This is a genomic window from Pseudomonas abietaniphila (genome assembly GCF_039697315.1).
Classification (GTDB): Bacteria; Pseudomonadota; Gammaproteobacteria; order Pseudomonadales; family Pseudomonadaceae; genus Aquipseudomonas; species Aquipseudomonas abietaniphila_B.
The window spans coordinates 1,734,787-1,752,938 of sequence record NZ_CP155619.1 but is presented as its reverse complement, the minus strand read 5'-3'; the positions used below and the strand labels follow the sequence as shown (position 1 = coordinate 1,752,938).

Below are 18,152 nucleotides of genomic sequence, written 5' to 3'. Positions count from 1 at the left end.
GTTTATGGCACGTAGTCTCTCGGCTGTTTTCAGCCCTGTGGTGTTGGCAAGTGTAGTGGGCAGTTGCGTGGGCGCGACGGCGCCTTTTGTTAACGCCGATCAGGGACGTCTGATCGCGACCGGTGGCGCCAGCAGCATCGAAGGCGGCGCCGGGGGCGGGATCATTCCGTGGGCGGTGCTGGCCGGTTATGGCGAGCAAGGCGAATGGGGCGCGAACGTGTTTGCGACCCACATCAATCTCCCGGACTACACGCTGGATGTGGCAGGCATGGCGGTTTCTTACGGCAACCGGGTGGAAGTCTCCTACGCGCATCAACGCTTTGATCTGGGCTCGCTGGTCCACAAGCTGAGCCTGCCTGAGGACAATCTCTCGCAGGATATTTTCGGGGTTAAGGTGCGCCTGTTTGGCGACCTGATCTACGACCAGTTGCCTCAAGTCTCCGTGGGGCTTGAGTACAAACATCAGAACGATTTCCTGATCCCGAGCCTTGTTGGCGCTCGGCGTGATTCGGACGTGGAGGGTTACCTCACGGCCAGCCGTTTGTTCATGGGTGCTGCGTTTGGCTACAACGTGGTAGTCAACGGCGGGGTGCGTTACAGCCGGGCCAATGAAACCGGGCTGTTGGGTTTTGGCGGTGATCGCCGGGACACCCGCAGCGTCCTGAAGGAAGGCTCGGTGGCGCTGCTGTTCAACCCGCGTTGGGCGGTCGGCGTCGAGTATCGGGAGAAGCCGGACAACCTGTCATTTGCCGGTGAAAGCGATTGGGCTGACATGTTCGTCGGCTGGTTCCCCAATAAGCATGTCTCTGTGGTGCTGGCCTACGTACGCCTCGGCGAAATCGCGACGCTGGACAATCAGAACGGCACGTATCTGTCGGTTCAGGGGAGCTTCTGATGATACGACCGTTGCAGTGGATTGGCGTTTTGACCCTCGCGTTGCTGGTGGGCTGTGCGCAGCAACCGCCGAAGGATGACAGCCTGTATCACGCCTTGGGCGAGCGTCCGGGGATTCAAAAGATCGTCGAAGGCATGCTGTTGCACATCGCCAAGGATGACCGGATCTACAAATACTTCGCCAAAGTCGACATCGTCAGGGTGCGCGACAAGCTGGTGGAGAAGTTTTGCGTTGAGGCTGGCGGGCCTTGCACCTACACGGGCGACACCCTGGAAGAGGCGCATAAGGGTTTGAATTTGAGCCGCAGTGATTTCAACGCCCTGGTGGAAAACCTTATCGACGCGATGGACGACCAGCATATTCCGGTGCCGACCCAGAACCGGTTCATCGCAAGATTGGCGCCCCAGCGTGGGGAAGTGATCGAGAAGTAAGCCCGGTCTCTCCTACGCCCTCCGGGCAGAAGCGAGGTTGTGCCAGTCACACCGCACGCACCGGTCTTGCTGCCGGTTCCCGGCAGATCGTCCGGATGCGGCCCAGACACAAGCCACGCTCCTACGCCCTGCGGGCAGAAGCGATGCAGTGCTTGGCATGATCTTCACGCTCTTCGTGCAGAAGCGGCGTGTCATGGCTTTTGATTCTGGCCGGAGGCCGTAGGAGCGCGGCTTGTCCCGCGATCTGCCGCGCAGCGGTAGCAAAATCAGACGACTCGGTTGTACTGACACACCGCATGCACCGGTCTTGCTGCCGGTCCCCGGCAGATCGCGGGCAAGCGCGCTCCTACGCCCTCCGGGCAGAAGCGAGGTTGTGCCAGTTACACCGCACGCACCGGTCTTGCTGCCGGTTCCCGGCAGATCGCGGGACAAGCCACGCTCCTACGCCCTGCGGGCAGAGGCTGATCGTAGAGGCTCACGGCTTTTGATTCTGGCCGGGGCCGTAGGAGCGCGGCTTGTCCCGTGATCTGCCGCGCAGCGGTAGCAAAATCAGACGACTCGGTTGTACTGACACACCGCATGCACCGGTCTTGCTGCCGGTTCCCGGCAGATCGCGCGACAAGCCACGCTCCTACGCTCTACGGGCAGAAGCAGTGCTGTGCGTGAAATGATCTGCACGTCCTGCGGGCAAAAGCGATGCGGTTCTTGGCATGATCTGTACGCCCTACAGGCAGCAGCGCGTCGAGGAGAGGGCAGGCGGTGAGGCTCGGGATACAAAAAAAGGCGGTCATCTTGGGATGACCGCCTTTCCTTTTACTGCACTACTTCATCGCTTACCGCGGCCGATCACTCCGGGAGTTTGTAGGCAATGATGTAGTCGCCCATGCGGGTGCCCAGCGAGCCGTGGCCGCCGGCGACGATCAGCACGTATTGCTTGCCGTCCTTGCCGGTGTAGGTCATCGGGGTCGCCTGGCCGCCTGCTGGCAGACGTCCGGCGAACAGCTCTTTACCGGTTTTCACGTCATAGGCACGCAGGTACTGGTCCAGGGTGCCGGCCAGGAAGCCGACGCCACCTGCCGTGACCATCGAACCGCCCATGCTCGGTACACCGACCGGCAGGCCGATAGGCACTGGCGTGTTGTCGCGGGTGGTGCCGTTCTTGTGCTTCCAGATCACCTGATTGGTGGTCAGGTCGACGGCCGCAACGTTACCCCACGACGGGGCCTGGCATGGAATGCCGATCTGCGACATCAGTGGGTGCATGATCACCGCGTATGGCGCGCCGGTGTTCGGCTGCACGCCGCTGGTTTCGCTTTCACGCTTGCTGCCGGCTTCCACTTTGGCGCGTGGCACCAGCTTGGAAACGAAGGCCATGTAGTTCGGGCTGGTGAACATCAGCTGACGAACCGGATCGACCGACACGGCGCCCCAGTTGAACACACCGACGTTACCCGGATAGACGATGCTGCCCTGTTCCGACGGAGGCGTGTACTGACCTTCGTAACGCAGTTCCTTGAACTGGATGCGGCACAGCATCTGGTCGAACGCGGTGGCGCCCCACATGGATTTTTCGGTCAGCTCAGGTGGCAGCATGTTCAGCTGCGAACGCGCCTGAGTCGGCGACGTGTGGTCGCCTTGCGCAGCACCGGTCGGCGCCGGAACTTCGTCGATCGGCACGATCGGCGTACCGTCGCGACGGTCCAGCACGTACAGACTGCCTTGCTTGGTCGGCTGAATCACGGCCGGCTTCACGCCGTCCTTGGTTTTCAGGTTGATCAGCGTTGGCTGGCTCGGTACGTCCATGTCCCACAGGTCATGGTGAGTGAACTGGTAGTTCCAGCGCACCTTACCGGTGTTGACGTCCAGCGCGACCAGACCTGCGCTGAATTTCTCGGCGCCAGGGGTGCGGTCGCCGCCGTACTGGTCAGGCATCTGGTTGCCCAAAGGCAGGAACACCAGGCCCAGATTCTCGTCGACACTGGCCAGCGACCACATGTTCGGCGCGTTGCGCGAATAGAACTGGTCGGCAGCAATGGGTGCGGTGGCGTCCGGGTTGTTCGGGTCCCAGTTCCACACCAGCTTGCCGTCGTGCACGTCGTAGGCACGGATCACGCCCGATGGCTCGTTGGTCGACTCGTTGTCGGTCACGTGGCCGCCGATGATGATCAGGTTACGTGTGATCGCGGCAGGGGAAGTGGCGTAGTAACCACCGGCCGTGAAGGGACCGATGTTGGCGCGCAGATCGATCGCACCTTTGTTGGCGAAGTCTTCGCAGACTTTACCGGTGTCGGCGTTCAGCGCGATCAAGCGAGCATCGGCCGTCGGCAGGTACAGACGACGCGGGCACGAAGCAGCGATGGCAGTACCCGCTGGCGACAGCGCGGCAGCCGGTGCGCCAACGTCGGATTTGGCGTAGGCCGCTTCGTCGTAGTACGAAACACCACGGCAGGTCATGTGCGCCCAGCCGGTGAAGTTCTTGGCGCCTTCCTTGGAGATCTGCGGGTCGTACGACCAGATCGTCTTGCCGGTGTCAGGGTCCAGCGCCAGCACCTTGCTGTGAGGTGTACAGGCGTAGATCATCCCGTTGACCTTGAGCGGGGTGTTTTCGTTGGTCAGCTCGACCGGGTCTTCTGCCGTTGGCAGGTCGCCGGTGCGAATGCGCCAGGCTTCTTGCAGCTTGCCGACGTTTTCTGGGGTGATCTGCTTCAGTGGCGAGTAACGATTGCCGTGCTCGGAACGGCCGTACGCCTGCCAGTCGCCATCGGGCATTGGCTGAGGATCGTAGGCCACGCCTGCGTCGTCACGGTCCAGCGTGCCTTTGATTTCACCCGGGCTGGTGAACTGACTGGCCAGAGCCGTCAGACCGGCCAGGACCACGGCGATGCTCAATGCAACGGTCGGCATGCCGCCTGGCTGGCCGCGCAGCAGAGGGCGACGGAACCATGGCAGCAGCATGACAATGCCGAGTACGAACCACAGCGACAGACGTGGCACCAACTGCCACCAGTCCAGGCCGACTTCCCAGAGCGCCCAGACCGTGCTCGCGAACAGCACCAGCGCAAACAGACCCAGGGCCGAGCGACGGCCCATGATCAGCAATACGCCAGTGATGACGAAGCCGATACCGGTCAGCAGGTAGTACAGCGACCCGCCCAGTGTCAGCAGTTTGATACCCCCGGCCAACAAGGCCAGGCCCATCACCAGAATCACCAGCCCGAGCAAGCTCGGTAGCAGGCGACCCTTACCGAAAGCACCGTCAGTGCTCATATTGTCGTACTCCGTAACGATTAAGTGGTTGACGCTTTGTTCTTTTCGTCTGATCGACTCGAACCGTTTGAATCCGCTTCATTCACGCTAGTTCCTGAAACGGGATTCAGAAAGTTTAAATAAGCCGATCAGAACGAAGATTGGATCTTGAGTCCGGCCACCAGCGCGTCATCGACCTGGTTCACGCCGCCCGGATGACGGATGAATTGCAGGTTGGGGCGCACGGTCAGCCAGTTGGTCAGGTGAACGCCGTAGTACAGTTCGGCGTTGTATTCGGTGTCCTGCACGGGCAGGAAGGCCGGGTCGTTGTAGTCCGACACGCTGTCGGCCTGATTACGCAGGTTGATGTTCTTGCGATACGCCGGGTTCACATGAATACGGCTCACGGCCAGGCCGAGATCATCCTGCGGGCGCGCATCGAACGGACCCTTATAGGTCGCGCCCAAGGCCACGAAGTTGTCGATCATGTTGGTTTTTTTGTCGTGCAGCGTGCCGTTGGCGAACAGGCTCAGCCCGCGGCTATTGTCGCTGGCCAGGCTCGTGACCTGCTGGCGCAGGGTCAGCCACATGCCGTGTTTGCTGGACGAAGAGGCGTAGTCTTCGCCGCTCAGCGCGGCATAGCGACCGTTGCTGTCCTTGTAGACGTCGCTGCTGTCGGCGGTGCTGTAGTAGTAGCCGAGACGGTATTCGCCCGGCAGGTCGTTGACTTTCGGCGACCAGACCAGCTCCACCGGCAAGACCGCGCCTTGGGTGCCACTGCCGCTGAGCTTGAAGTTGTTGTCGTTTTCCAGGTTCGACGGGTTCTGCTCGAAGGCGCCGATCTGTACGAACAGCTCAGGGTTGAGCTGGTATTTGACACGCATCGCCCACTGGCTGATCGGCCAGTTGTACCAGATGCCGCCGCCCCAGTTACCGACCTGCGAGCCACAGAACGCCAGGTTCTGGAAGTCGCACGGGAAAGTGTTGAAGTCTTCGCCCTCGTTGAAACGACCGACCTTGATGCTCAGTTTCTGATCGAGAAATTTCTGCTGGTACCACAGGTCCGTGAGGCGAGTGACATTGCCACGGCCCCAGACTTCCTGGGACGAGGAGATGGTGCCGACGCGCGGATCGGAAACGCGGTCGTTGCTGATGTTGTCGCCGTTGCGGTTGGTCAGCGTCAACTGGAATTCGGCGTCATGCCAGCCGAGGATTTTCTGCAGGTCCATGTGCGCGCCTAGCGCGAACTGATCGCTGTAGCGAGTGGCTTTATCGTGGTTGTAGCCGCCGTGCAGGTTGGAACCCACTTCCACGACCGTGTCGAGTTTGAAGTCATAACCCTGTTGCGACAGCTCGGTGCGCTTGCCGCCCCAATCCCCCAGCATCCACGGCGACTCACTGTCGAATGCAGGCGCTGCGTTGGCGCAGGCCGCAAAGCCGAGGGTGACCAGCGCTGCACTTTGTACGGTCAGCAGTCTGGCGGTCGTTAAAGCGGGGCATTTCGGATGAGTAGGCATAGGCGGCGAGTTCTTTTTTGAGGAATCTAAAAGCCAAAGGAAACGCTGCTCGCCGCGCGTAAAAAATGCTCGGCAAGGGTCCGAAGGAGAGACGGATTAATCGTTTCAGTGTTTAGCGCCGGCGATGATAGGGCCCTAACGATTTTTTAAAAAGTCGAATTTGCGACATGATTAGTTGCCGCTTTGGTAACAGTGCGGGGAATTTGAGGTAGCGCTATCCCTTAGTCTCTATAAGGATGGGCGAACGACGTGGCCTGGCGGGCACTCATCTACCGTTACACTGGCGGTACAGATGAAAGCTGGGCGTTCCAGCATGTATAGGCGGCAGCCCGTCACAGGTCGCTGCCGACCTTGAACCTGTAACCCGTTCTACAATCTCTTCACACTCATCCATTGCTCCGTTAAGGTGCGCACCTCGCGACAACGTGTCCCTTCATCAAGTGCAAAAGGCCCGGCATGACCACACCCAACAACAACCCGCTGCATGGCGTGACGCTGGAGCAGATCCTCAACGCGCTGGTCGAGCACTACGAGTGGTCGGGGCTGGCGGAGCGCATCGACATTCGCTGCTTCAAGAGCGACCCGAGCATCAAGTCGAGCCTGACGTTTCTGCGCAAGACACCTTGGGCGCGCGAGAAGGTCGAAGCCCTGTACGTGAAACTGGCACGCACCAAACGCGGGTGATCGCACCCCGCTCGAACGCTTTCAAGGACTGAATCAGATGCACAGCCAAACGCTCACCCTGGCGCCGGGACAACGCCGCCTCGCCACTGCCGGCGCGGTGCTTGGCTGGTTCGCGTTGGCGGTGCAGCTGTATTTGATCCTGTGGGGACGCTGGACCGATCAGGCCAGTCTGGTGGGCGGGCTGGTGCGTTTTTTCAGTTTCTTCACCGTGTTGACCAATACGCTGGTCGCCGTGGCGCTGACCTGTGCCATCACCGAACGGTATGGCGCGGCGCACCGTTTTTTCCGATCCCCGATCGTGTGTGCGGGCATCACCACCAGCATTCTTCTGGTGAGCATCGCCTACAACCTGCTGCTGCGCCATTTGTGGACGCCGCAAGGCTGGCAGTGGCTCGCCGACGAGCTGCTGCACGATGTCATGCCGCTGCTGTTTGTCGGTTATTGGTGGCTGTACGTTACGAAGGGTTTGCTGGGCCTGAAGCACGTATTGGCGTGGATTGCGTATCCCGCGGTGTACTTCGCCTGGCTGCTGTTTCGGGGAAACGCCTTTGGCGATTATCTCTACCCGTTTCTGGACATCGGGACGCTCGGCCTTGGCCAGGCACTGATCAACGCCTTAGGGGTGTTGGCGGGGTTTGTGGCGATCGGCCTGATGATCGTGCTGATCGACAGAATCAAGGCTCGTCGCGTTCAGAATCGGTAGGCCTTCACTGCATGCTGCTGCGAAGGCCCACGGTAGACGCCGCGTTACGCTTCGTCGGTGTCGGCCAGACGCCAGTAACCCGCGGCTTTCACGGTCGCCTCATCAAGCTTGAATTCGTCGAGCAGCACCCGCCGAACCTTGCGTGACAACGCAGACTCCGTTGCGACCCAGGCATACAAACTCCCCTCTGGCAGCGTCAACTGGCGCGTCACGTCCAGCAGGCTCTCTTCACCACGCAGCACCCAGATCACTTCGACTTGCGCGCGGCTTGTCAACGCCTGGCGCTCGGCGGCGTCTTCGATCTCAACCACCACCAGCGCACGGCGATTGGCCGGCAGTTCTTCCAGGCGCCGGGCGATGGCGGGCAGGGCGGTCTCATCGCCGATCAACAGGTAACTGTCGAACATGTCCGGCACGATCATCGAGCCGCGTGGGCCAGCGATGTACAGGTGCTGCCCGACAGCCGCCTGCGCCGCCCAGGTCGCGGCCGGGCCGTCGCCGTGCAGCACGAAGTCGATGTCCAGTTCTCCCGACGCGGCGTCATAGCGGCGGGGCGTGTAGTCGCGCATGGCAGGCTTTGGGCCGTCCGCATTCGCGCCAGGCATGAAGTTGTCCAACGCCGCCTGTTCTTCTGGCGTGGTGGCGAACAGCAGTTTGACGTGGTCGTCGGTGCCGAGGCTGATGAAGCCGGTCAGCTCAGGTCCGTGCAGGGTCACACGGCGCATCCGTGGCGTAAGGTCCGTGACGCGCAACACGTCCAGTTTGCGGCGCTTGATTTCGTGGCTGACGCGATGAATCGATTGCTGTGAATTCATTCGGGCTTCTCCGACCGATTGTGTGGGCCATCGGCGACGGCTTTGGCGGTTTCGTTCAACAGGTCGCGAACCCGGATGATTTCTTCCGGGCTCCAGCGGCCGTGATGCATCTGCAGGGCGTGCCTGAGGTTGTGCACCGCCTCGTGGATTTCCGGCGGACGATCGTGACCGCGCAGCGAGCGCTTGCTCACCTCGATGCGCATCTTCACACCGTCCAGCGCAACGGCTTGCTCGATCAGGTGTTGTTGACCCGCCGGGGTGATCTGGTAGCGCTTCTTGCCGCCTTCTGCGTCGCCAGTGATCAACTCACTTTCTTCCAGAAAGGTCAGGGTGGGGTAAATCACGCCAGGACTCGGGCTGTAGGCACCGTCGAACAGGCCTTCAATCTGGCGGATCAGGTCGTAGCCGTGGCAAGGCTGATCGGCAATCAGTGCCAGGAGCAGGAGTTTCAGGTCGCCGGGGGCAAACACTCGAGGACCGCGTCCACCGCGTTCCCGACCGGTGCGTTTTTCAAAACCATCGCGGCCGTCGCCGTGGTCACCGAAGTGAGGGCGGTGGTGATGGGGGTGATCGTGTGAGTGGTCTCTCATCTTTTTTCATCTCTCGTTACACGTTAGATATACCTTAAGATATATCTTAATATGTCTGCAAGAGGCTTAAAGACGAACGGTTCTCGTTTGTGCGATTGCGTGGATCGCTGCTGGTCGGCTTGAGTGAAGTTTTAGTGGCTGGAAATACGCAGGATCAGTGAAGGCTCGCCACTTGCGTGGCCGCTGGCGCCTTGCACTGGGTGAACGTTCCGGGCTCCAGGTAGGGATTGAGAATCGGCGCCATGCCTTTGAGGACCTGGACAGGCAATGCCGAGGTGAACTTGAAGCTTTCGGCCGCGCGGCCCGGCACGTACGCGGTCAACGTGCCGTAATGGTTGTCGCCGATATAGAACACGAAGGTGGCAGTGCGGTTGATCGCCTTGGACGCGAGCATGCGTCCGCCGGAACCGAAGCTTTCGATGCGGTTGTCACCTGTACCGGTCTTGCCGCCCATCGCTAGAGTGGTGCCGTCCTGCAATTTGAAACTGCCCGACACGCGCCGTGCTGTGCCCGCGTCCACCACCTGCGACAGTGCTTCGCGCATTGCGGTTGCGACAGCCGAAGGCAGCACGCGTTTGCCCAGTTCGGGGTTGTTGGTCAGCAGCGTTTCGTAAGGCGTGTCGGCCGCAAAGTGCAGGCTGTCGATGCGCAGGACCGGTAGCCGGATGCCGTCGTTCTGAATGATCCCGATCAGTTCGGCCAACGCGGCCGGACGGTCGCCTGAGCTGCCGATGGCGGTCGCCAGTGAAGGGACGAGATGGTCGAAGGGATACCCCAGCCGTTGCCAGCGTTGATGAATGTCGAGGAAGGCCTCGATCTCCAGCATCGTGCGGATGCGACTGTCTCTCGCGCTTTTGTGCCGACTCTTGAACAACCAGCTGTACACCTCTTGACGCTCGAAGCGACTGGCGGCGACAGCCTCCTTGAACTTTGCATCGGGGTTTTGCAGCAGATAGCCCACCAGCCACAGGTCCAGCGGATGAACCCGGGCGACGAAGCCTTGATCCGGCAGGTCGAATTTGCCCGGACCGTACGCGTAATACAGCTCGTCGAGCCGCTTTTCGCTCAGCGGTGGTTGACGTTTGTCCGCCACGACATGGGCGCGGACGAAGGCGTTGAACGCGCTTTGGGTCGCCTCGGGCAACAGGTACCGGTGGACGGCCGCCAGGCGGCTGGCGGACGGATGGACCCCGTCCAGGAACGTGTCCAGCCGGTCTTGCGTCGTCTTGTTCTTGTAGCGTTTCCAGAACCTGAGCAGGAACGAAGTCCCCTCGCGATCGGCAAAGTCGGCCAGGTATTCCTGACGCCTCGGGTCGCTGTCGTCCTTGAGCAGCACGGCGCTGTTGTTCGGGCCCTGATAGGTTGTGTAGCGCACCACATCACGCATCAAACGAATGAACGGCAGGTTGATCGATTCTCGCAGCGCGTCGCGCAGGGTCGGGTTGCGCTCATTGTCTTCACGACGAAAGTTATTGAAGTGATGCATGCCGCCGCCGGTGAAAAAGTACTCGCCAGGGCTGGCGGAGTATTTGCGGTCGAGCGCTGCCGTGAGCATTTTCGACAGATCCCGGTCATTGTTTTGCATCAGGTAATCCAGTGCCCAGCGACTCAGCCGGTCAGGTTCTTCGACCGGGACCTTCTTGAGCTCCGCGTTGCTCATCCCGGCGTATTTGTCGTGAATCTCCGAGATGATCTGCAGATACGTCGTCAGCACGCGCATTTTCGCGGTGGAGCCCAGCTCCAGCTTGCTGCCTTCGTTGATGTCGAACGGCTGATCCGTGCTGTCAGTCTGCACGCGGACCCGTGAGCCGTCGGCATCGCGTTCGAACAACGTGAAGCTGTAGCGCACCGCCTGGGTGCTGGTCGGTGTCAGAAGATGCTCGCCGAGCAGACCCAGCTTCGCGGCGTATTCAGGGTTCGCCAGGTCGCGCAGGTATTGGCCGACGCTCATCTGCAGGTCGCTTTGTAGCGTGCTGGTGGCCGACAGGTCGAGGCGGTCGAGATCGTAAAGCGGCCGGTCGAGCATGTTCGACAGGCGCGTGCGGGCGACCGTGATGCCTTTGTTGGTCTCGATGGGTTGCACGGTCGGCTGCTGCACCCAGTCACGGTAGGTCACAGTGGCGCCCAATGCGGCGTCTGCCAGCGGTGGATCGATCACCTGGTTCTGCGCCAGCAAACGGATATGGCTGTCCGTCAGGTCGGCCAGCTCTTTGCGGCCCTTCGCCAGATAATGCGAAGGCCGACGCTGGGCAATGACCAGCGACAGGACTTCACGCAGGGCCAGCCCTTTGGCTGCCATGGTCTTCGGGTCTTTGGCGGGCGAGGCCAGCAACTGATTGGTCCGGTCAAAATCGGCGCCGTACCAGACGCGCAGACCTTCAGCCATACCGTGTACTTCACCATGCCCAGGCACCGCCGACAGTGGCACGCTGTTGAGGTAGTCGCGCACCACCCGTTGCCGTGCTTCCAGCGTTTGCGGGCCGGGTTGATAGGCGCGCACGCTGGCGGAAATCATCTGACGTATTTTCTCGCCGCCCGACTGCGTCAGGCCATCGGGCGAGTGACGGTATTTCTCCAGTTGGGTCGCCAGCGTGCTCCCGCCCGCCGATTGCCCTGGCAGGCCAACCAGCTTCGCCACCTGGGAAATGGCGGCCTTGAGGAAGCGCGGCCAATCCACAGCCGGGTTGGCCAGCGGCTGCTTGTCATCCAGCAAATCCCGGTTTTCGATGAACAACAGGCTGTTGACCACCACGGGCGGGATCGACACGAAGGTGGGGTATAACTGCTGCGGGTAGGTGAACTGATACAGCGAATCGCCCCGGCAATCGGAAATGGTCAGGCCTGACTGACTCTTTTCCTGGTAAGGCACGAAAAACCCGCGCTTGGCGTAGGAAACCAGCTCAGGAGAGAACCGGGATTGCTCGGTGATACGGTAATCACGTTTCAGCAGGCGAGGCAGGAACTCGCCCAACGAGGAGTAGCCCAGGCGCTTGTCGAAAGGCCCGTCCCCCGGATACAGAATCGCGTCGCTGGGGCCGGACTCTACGGTGTAATTCAGTTCATGGGCGAACTGGCTGAACTCACGGGCCTGAAGCCTGGAACTGCGGGTTTCCGTTGCCACGGCAAATCCCAGGATCACCGACGCCAACAGCACCAATCCCACCAGCAAGCGCCACAGGTACCACTTGCGGCGTGGGCGGGCAGGCATCGGTACATCCCCATGACTGTCAGCCTTGACCGCAGCCTTCTTTTCGTCTGAATGCCACAAAGCGCCCATATCATTGGCCCGGTTAAACCTGTTAATCGCACCTGACTACAAGCTTAGACGCTGGGCGGGGAAGGTGAAGAATTTGTGTAGAAAGCGTCCGGTGCTTCGGATCAGGCTATGACGTGGCGGCGTTCGGTTATGACACGGAGCTGAGGCCCGTTTCAAACTGGATAGACCGCACCGCTCGGCGATAAGTCGTAGGAAGTTTCGGAAATGATTTCTTTGCTGTTGACGACTATTAGGCGGGCTGCTTACGTCGTTGTACCTCTAAGAAATAATATCAATCGAAATGGACAGGATGTTTCATGATTAAAAATAAAAAAATTGAAGGCTCAATGATTGGCGCTTCGCTGGCGTTGGTAATGTGCACAGCGTCGGCCCTTGAAGTCAAAGGGGAGTTGGTTGTAGATCATGTGTCAGCTTATACTCCAGCTGCATCTGTAAGTAGCAGTTTAGAGGAGAAGCTTAGTGATGAGCTACATACCAAAACAGCTACCTTGGAAGCGGCGGATGCGATTCACTACTACAGCTTTAGCGCCGTCCGGGGGCAGAAGGTTCTGCTTGGGGACTCTGTGCAGCATGATGGGCCTGTTTTTTTCGAGATTGAATATCTTGAGGGAGGCGAATGGAAGAAGAAAATTGAGAGTTCGAAGGTGTTTTCAGGTCTTGAGCCTGGGGTAGAAATAAAGATTAGGGTCTCTCATAAGAAAGATCAGCCGTATTCACAGCGTCCGTACACTTTTGTATTCGGGTCTTCTCCCGTGCTGAAGGAGTATCATTTAAAAGATCAATACCGAATGAAACGGATTCCAAGCGGCTATACGCAACCTTCGTTCTTGCCGGTTCAAGGCTCGATTGAAGCTCAGCTTGAGGCCAGCTTCACTGATTCGGTGGGGTCACCGCTCAAGGGCGCAATCGGTTGGTTTAATATGGACCTCGCAGAATCCCGGATGCGTCCTGTGGTTGTTTGGGTAGTCAGCGATGCCGCGGGCCAAGTTTCAAAAACTGTCAGTTTTGAACGTTGTTACGGTGGTAGAGAAACTGCAGATATCGAAATCTTCTATGGTCCGGGTACTTGGCGTAGTTATTACTACGTCGGCAGCTATCGACTGGAGAATGCTTATCCTGATCGTCTTCCTCAAACGGTAGAGCAAGAAGGGGATCGAGTTTTCGGGCATGTATGCGGCCACAGAAAAGTGCGCCGATAAAGGCTTGATGCACTCGCTAACTCGCCAGGCGGTCGATGTTTTCCGCCTGGCTCTGTAAGGTTTCTAAACGATTTCGGAAATGGTGGGTGATATTTCGTTCAAGGCGCTAATGATCTGACTTTTTAATTCACTCATCGCGTCACCACTGTTCAGTATCGTTCCGAAGTCAATAAGTGATCTGACAGGGCGCTCCGCCAAGTCGGTTCGATCTAAAGTATAGCTTCGTGCATGGATCACAGACTGCTTTATATTGTTCACAAGATCACGGGCCGTTGCGCCAAATCCATGATAATCACTGAGCAGTTGGGCCAGTTTAGCTTTCCGTTCATTGGGAAGCTGTCCCGATGCATCAATGATTTCAATTTGTCCATGTTCGTCCAGACCAAATTCAAAGCTAACACCGATAAATTCGGGGTGTGCGTCTTCCAGCTCGTTTCTAAAAATCTCAAATTGCAGCTTGAGGAGGCTTAGTCGCAGGCTCGCCGAACTCTCTTCAGGCGAGAAAACAGCCCCCGTTGTGACTATCATGTTGCGTGTCCCGTCATCTGGACGAGGCGTTTCAGGTGCAGTGTTTTTACTATCCGGACGCTGAATGAGTGTCATAGGCCCGGGTTGTGCCTCCGTCTGATTGGTCATCGATTCCCATTTTTTTGGCACCGCTGTATGCGTTGCGATAGTAGAAATTTCCATCTTCATTCCCTCACTGATTTATCTCTACCCTCCGCATAACGGCCGTCTGCGAAAAAGCTTTGCCTGATAAACCAGTAGGAAATTTCCGAGAGGTTTGCCTAGTGAGAACCAGGCCTCAAACCCGCACCACCGTCGCCACCTTCGGGCTCCCCAGTCGTTTGTTCAGCTCCAGCCAGTTGGACAACAGCAGCATCAACCCCAGCCCCAGCAACGCCGTGATCACGCGCATCTGCCAGGCATCACCGGCCAGCGCGTTGACGCCATCCGCCAGCGGCGCGAGGAGCACGCCCAGGCAGAAGATTTCCAGCGAGTAACGGCCCATGCGACAGGTTTGCCGGGCGGGCCAGTTGTCCAGCCAGGTCATGGACGCTGGCAGCGATTTGGCGACCACGTACACCAGCGCCACGAAATGCAGCAACCGCAGTGGCGACAAGTCGGTTTTGCTGATCGGGTAGATCAGGTCGGTGAACGCTTTGGGCAGCAGCGCATCGTGAACGTCGGGGAATTTCCAGAGGAAGGTGAGGGTGCCGGCCATCAGCAAGTAAACCGCAGCCAACAGAAACAGCGGCTGCTGCCATACCGGGCGCACGGTCGGGCGCGGGCTGGAAGGTCGCTGGGTGTGCATCGCGAAGGCGCCGCCGAGTACGAAGATCAATTGCCACGCCGCCGGGTTGAAATACCAGTAACCACCGCCTTCGTAGGCACGCAGGTTCCAGCCGAACAGCGGCACCATCATGTACAGCGTGATCGACAGGCCGACCGCAAGCGCCACGTTGCGCAGCATGATCGGCAGGATCAGTGGCAAGGCGCCCATCAGCAGGATGTACAGCGGCAGCGGGTCGGTCAGGTTGGGCTTGAAGCGCAACAACAATTCGTCGGCGAGTGCCTGTTGCGGGTTGCCGACGAAATATTCGAGGCCCATCTCGCGCACCATGTCACGGGTTTCGACATGGTTGTTGGCGACAAAGACGATGCCCATCAGCAAGGTCAGCAGGAAAATGTGCGCCACATACAGCACCCACGTGCGGCGCAGGATTCTGAGGCAGGCGACGACAAAGCCATCGCGCTCGACCACACGTCCATAGGCCAGCACGGCGGCGTAACCCGCGAGGAATACAAACACCTCGGCGGCGTCGCTGAATCCGAAATTACGCAGGGTCAGTTGCGCGAAAGGGTTGTCCGGTACGTGATCCCAAAAAATGAAGATCAGCGCCAAACCTCGAAAGAAGTCGATTCGATGGTCGCGTCCGTTCGTCATGACGGTGGGCTCTTGCAAGTCTGTTTAGAGAAGAGGGCCGCGCAGGGCCTTGGTTCCACGCCGCCAGCGGGCGCTGATCGGCGGCGCGCAGGGTGGCGCTTTCAGGGGGGAAAAGCAAAAGGGGGGTATTACAGAATGTCTCAGGTTTGCAGGCACCGGTTGAACGGTGCGAGGTGCAAACGGTAATGCTTGCCAGCAGCGGCGACGCTTGAAATCACCGCAGCTGGCAGTCAGGGCGTCACACGATTCGATCAATCAATCTCATTGGGCTCGAAGCTGTCGGCACGCGCCATGCGCCACATGCGTGAGTAGAAACTGTCGTCGACCACGCCGTTGAGCAACTGGCCGGGTTGCAGGAACACGTGGGATTGGGAGAACAACTGAATCTCGGTGGCCGACATGCGACGTACCAGATGCTTGGCTTCCAGCTGGTCAGGTGAATCCAGACCGGCCGCCGCGAGCATTTCCGCCAGGGCGTGAAGCGTGTTGCGGTGGAAGTTGAAGACGCGCTGGGCTTTGTCCGGGACCACCAGCGCGCGCTGGCGCAGCGGGTCTTGCGTGGCGACGCCCGTCGGGCATTTGTTGGTGTGGCAGCTTTGCGACTGAATGCAGCCGATGGCGAACATGAAGCCGCGCGCCGAGTTGGCCCAGTCGGCGCCGATGGACAGCACGCTGGCGATGTCGAAGGCGCTGACGATCTTGCCGCTGGCGCCCAGCTTGATTTTGTCGCGCAGGTTCACGCCCACCAACGTGTTGTGCACGAACAGCAGGCCTTCGCGCATCGGCACGCCCATATGGTCGGTGAACTCGACCGGCGCTGCGCCCGTGCCGCCTTCGGTACCGTCGACGACGATGAAGTCCGGCAGGATGCCGGTGTCCATCATGGCCTTGACGATGCCCATGAACTCCCAGGGATGACCCAGGCAGAATTTGAAGCCCACCGGTTTTCCGCCGGACAGCTCTCGCAGTTGCGCAATGAACTGCATCATCTCGAACGGTGTGGAAAAGGCGCTGTGACGGGAGGGCGAGATGCAGTCTTCGCCCATGGGAATGCCGCGGGTATCGGCGATTTCCTGCGTGACCTTGTGCTTGGGCAGGATGCCGCCGTGGCCGGGTTTTGCGCCCTGACTCATCTTGATTTCAATCATGCGGACCTGCGGGTCCTGCGCCTGTTTGGCAAAACGCTCGGGGTCGAAACGGCCGTCTTCGGTGCGGCAGCCGAAATAGCCGCTGCCCAGCTCCCACGTCAGGTCGCCGCCGTTTTCGCGGTGGTACGGGCTGATGCTGCCTTCGCCGGTGTCATGGGCGAAGTTGCCAAGTTTGGCGCCTTTGTTCAGCGCCCGGATGGCATTGGCGCTGAGCGAGCCGAAGCTCATGGCGGAAATGTTGAAGATCGACGCCGAATACGGCTGAGTGCACTGCGGACCGCCTACGGTGACCCGGAACTGGTTAGGGTCCGACAGCGGCGCCGGACGCATGGAGTGGCTGATGAATTCGAAGCCGGACTGGTAGACGTCGATCAGGGTGCCGAAGGGTTTGTCCGCCGATTCATTCTTGGCGCGTGCATACACCAGCGAACGCTGCGCACGGGAAAAGGGCAGGGCGTCGCTGTCGGACTCCAGCAGGTACTGGCGGATTTCAGGGCGGATCGTTTCGACGGCGTACCGGATGTTACCCAGGATCGGGTAGTTACGGCGCACCGAGTGCGGGACTTGAATGAGGTCGAAAATACCGATCAGGCTGAGAATCGCTGTCGCCAGCGTGAACGGCCAAAGCCACTCGTGGTAGAGGAACGGGAGGCTCAGCAGGGTGAACAATACACACCCGACGAAAAAGGCGTAGCGACTTAAAAGGGACAGGCTCATAGACAATCCTGGGTCTTAACACGGTTGATGGAAGAGACGCTGTGCCGCGCCTTTTTTCGGCAAGACTTTCCTTTGCCTCAAGCGCTTTGCGCCTGAAGAAAAATCGAAAACAGTTCCGACTGAGATTTGATTCCGAGTTTGCTGTACATGTGTTTCTTGTGAACGCGCACGGTTTCTGCAGATATCTCCAGTTTGCGCGCGATCTCCTTGCTTGAGCAGCCGCTGAGCATCAAACGGCCGACGTCCAGCTCACGCGCCGTCAGTTGGGCGCCACGACTCTGCTGAACCGAGGCTTCCAGTTGTGTTCGCCAGTCGGTTGTTGGTAAAGGCGCGACGGTGGGTTCGTCAGCGGCCTCAGGCTCCGCCAGCTCAAACGGCAGGCGCTGACGCAACAGGGCAATTACCCATGGTTGAATCATCGACAGCAGGGCGATCTGCTCGGCACTGAAGCGCTGTGTCGAGCCCAGCGACAGGCACAGCGTGCGGTCGCTGTCGAGCTGGCAGTTGAACTGGATTTCATCGGCGACGACATTCAGACGAAAGTACCGCTGGTAATACTCAGTCAGCTCGAAGTGCTCCGGAGCCACTTCAGCCAGCCGGAACAGCCCACTTTGCGAGCGCTCGCGGCTGGCGATATAGAATGGATCGAGCAGGTACAGGCCTTTCAGGTAGTCCTGAAACAACTGATCGGGGCTGCCGTCTTCGGCGGGGCATTCGGCGAAGACCTGAGGCCGTTCTCCAGCGCTGAACTGCAGGGCCACCCAACTATCGAAGGTCACGTATTGATTGAGCAGCCGCACCAGTTGTGCCCAGAAGTTGGGCCGGTCCAGCGCTTCGATCAACTGCGCGACCGAGCGATGCCAGGCCATGTCCTGAAGTGCGATTGTCATTGATCTACCCCTATTGGGTTACTACAGCTGCGTAATACCCCGTAACAGTTGCTGATGCGCATACTGCCCGCAGCGCCAATGATCAGCCAGCA

At 59.4% G+C, this 18,152-nt stretch carries 14 protein-coding genes; 5 read left to right on the top strand and 9 right to left on the bottom strand.

The window, feature by feature from the left end; all coding sequences use genetic code 11:
* Window positions 1-4 precede the first annotated feature (4 nt).
* Window positions 5-895, top strand: coding sequence for a DUF3034 family protein (locus ABDX87_RS07785; protein WP_346832358.1), 891 nt, complete (start codon window positions 5-7; stop codon window positions 893-895).
* A complete protein-coding gene (locus ABDX87_RS07780; protein WP_346832357.1) occupies window positions 895-1,326 on the top strand; it encodes a group I truncated hemoglobin in 432 nt (143 codons plus the stop codon). The genes ABDX87_RS07785 and ABDX87_RS07780 overlap by 1 nt, the downstream gene beginning before the upstream one ends.
* An 846-nt stretch (window positions 1,327-2,172) precedes the next feature.
* On the opposite strand, the gene ABDX87_RS07775 is transcribed toward ABDX87_RS07780, so the two are convergent.
* Both ABDX87_RS07775 and ABDX87_RS07770 read right to left on the bottom strand, forming a co-directional pair.
* Window positions 2,173-4,593 carry a glucose/quinate/shikimate family membrane-bound PQQ-dependent dehydrogenase gene (locus tag ABDX87_RS07775; protein WP_346832356.1) on the bottom strand — a complete coding sequence of 807 codons (2,421 nt, stop codon included), beginning with the start codon at window positions 4,591-4,593 and terminating at the stop codon, window positions 2,173-2,175.
* Window positions 4,594-4,721: 128 nt separating this feature from the next.
* On the bottom strand, window positions 4,722-6,089 hold the full coding sequence (locus tag ABDX87_RS07770) for a carbohydrate porin (RefSeq protein ID WP_346832355.1): 1,368 nt from the start codon (window positions 6,087-6,089) through the stop codon (window positions 4,722-4,724).
* 456 nt (window positions 6,090-6,545) lie between these two features.
* On the opposite strand from ABDX87_RS07770, the gene ABDX87_RS07765 reads away from it, so the two are divergent.
* Both ABDX87_RS07765 and ABDX87_RS07760 read left to right on the top strand, forming a co-directional pair.
* A complete protein-coding gene (locus ABDX87_RS07765; RefSeq protein WP_346832354.1) occupies window positions 6,546-6,773 on the top strand; it encodes a VF530 family protein in 228 nt (75 codons plus the stop codon).
* A gap of 37 nt (window positions 6,774-6,810) precedes the next feature.
* Complete coding sequence (locus ABDX87_RS07760) at window positions 6,811-7,476, top strand: Pr6Pr family membrane protein (RefSeq protein ID WP_346832353.1); 666 nt, start codon at window positions 6,811-6,813, stop codon at window positions 7,474-7,476.
* A 44-nt stretch (window positions 7,477-7,520) separates the two neighbouring features.
* Here ABDX87_RS07760 and ABDX87_RS07755 read toward each other — a convergent pair whose 3' ends face one another.
* The 3 genes from ABDX87_RS07755 to ABDX87_RS07745 form a co-directional block, all read right to left on the bottom strand.
* Window positions 7,521-8,291, bottom strand: coding sequence for a siderophore-interacting protein (locus ABDX87_RS07755; RefSeq protein WP_346832352.1), 771 nt, complete (start codon window positions 8,289-8,291; stop codon window positions 7,521-7,523).
* Window positions 8,288-8,881: a PadR family transcriptional regulator gene (locus ABDX87_RS07750; protein WP_346832351.1), complete on the bottom strand. Its 594-nt coding sequence runs from the start codon at window positions 8,879-8,881 to the stop codon at window positions 8,288-8,290. The genes ABDX87_RS07755 and ABDX87_RS07750 overlap by 4 nt, the downstream gene beginning before the upstream one ends.
* Window positions 8,882-9,035: 154 nt before the next feature.
* Window positions 9,036-12,158 (bottom strand): transglycosylase domain-containing protein, encoded by a 3,123-nt coding sequence (locus ABDX87_RS07745; RefSeq protein WP_346832350.1) that lies wholly within the window; start codon window positions 12,156-12,158, stop codon window positions 9,036-9,038.
* Between the two features lie 296 nt (window positions 12,159-12,454).
* Between ABDX87_RS07745 and ABDX87_RS07740 the strand changes: the two genes are divergently transcribed.
* Window positions 12,455-13,357 carry a hypothetical protein gene (locus ABDX87_RS07740; protein ID WP_346832349.1) on the top strand — a complete coding sequence of 301 codons (903 nt, stop codon included), beginning with the start codon at window positions 12,455-12,457 and terminating at the stop codon, window positions 13,355-13,357.
* Window positions 13,358-13,420: 63 nt separating this feature from the next.
* On the opposite strand, the gene ABDX87_RS07735 is transcribed toward ABDX87_RS07740, so the two are convergent.
* The 4 genes from ABDX87_RS07735 to ABDX87_RS07720 form a co-directional block, all read right to left on the bottom strand.
* On the bottom strand, window positions 13,421-14,047 hold the full coding sequence (locus ABDX87_RS07735) for a hypothetical protein (RefSeq protein ID WP_346832348.1): 627 nt from the start codon (window positions 14,045-14,047) through the stop codon (window positions 13,421-13,423).
* A 115-nt stretch (window positions 14,048-14,162) separates the two neighbouring features.
* Window positions 14,163-15,305, bottom strand: coding sequence for an OpgC domain-containing protein (locus tag ABDX87_RS07730; RefSeq protein ID WP_346832347.1), 1,143 nt, complete (start codon window positions 15,303-15,305; stop codon window positions 14,163-14,165).
* A 251-nt stretch (window positions 15,306-15,556) separates the two neighbouring features.
* Entirely contained in the window at window positions 15,557-17,170 is a 1,614-nt protein-coding gene (locus ABDX87_RS07725) for an FMN-binding glutamate synthase family protein (protein ID WP_346832346.1), read from the bottom strand.
* Window positions 17,171-17,247: 77 nt separating this feature from the next.
* Window positions 17,248-18,060, bottom strand: a complete 813-nt coding sequence (locus tag ABDX87_RS07720) for a helix-turn-helix transcriptional regulator (RefSeq protein WP_346832345.1) — start codon at window positions 18,058-18,060, stop codon at window positions 17,248-17,250.
* Window positions 18,061-18,152: the final 92 nt, after the last annotated feature.